The sequence below is a fragment of the Collinsella sp. Sow4_E3 genome (assembly GCF_052116285.1).
Lineage (GTDB): Bacteria > Actinomycetota > Coriobacteriia > Coriobacteriales > Coriobacteriaceae > Collinsella.
Map to the genome: position 1 here is coordinate 1 of NZ_JBQKLJ010000134.1, position 412 is coordinate 412.

At 24.5% G+C, this 412-nt stretch carries 1 protein-coding gene; it reads right to left on the bottom strand.

Translation table 11 applies throughout. The annotated features are described in order from the left end of the window. Positions 1-42 precede the first annotated feature (42 nt). Positions 43-412, bottom strand: a 370-nt coding sequence (locus ACTQ48_RS11620; RefSeq protein ID WP_441571093.1) for a hypothetical protein, incomplete at its 5' end; no start/stop codon positions are given.

Sequence of the window (412 nt, forward strand, 5' to 3'; positions counted from 1 at the left end):
ATTTATAATTATCTGCAAAGACTGAATAAATTTTATTCATTTTTAATGTACTCTACCTTTTCTTTTTTTAAAGTTTTTCATAATTACTATATATATTAATATTGATAAAAAAAGCCAAAGACTCATTACTAAAATAAAGCTAATGGAAGCACCCAGTAATTGATATTTTTCAACTAATATATTTGTTATAAAAAATGAAAAAACAAAACTACCACTATAAGGAATAATTAAATATTTTTGCTTTCGCATTGCCGTAAGGATATTATCAATTGCAGTTGCAAAACTTCCTATTGCTCCACCCATCATAATCAACATAAAAGTTACCCAATAATTATTTAACTTTATTGCATATAATATTGATAAAAAAGGAATTCCTACTAATCCACTTCCAATCAGAATAATTACACTAGCC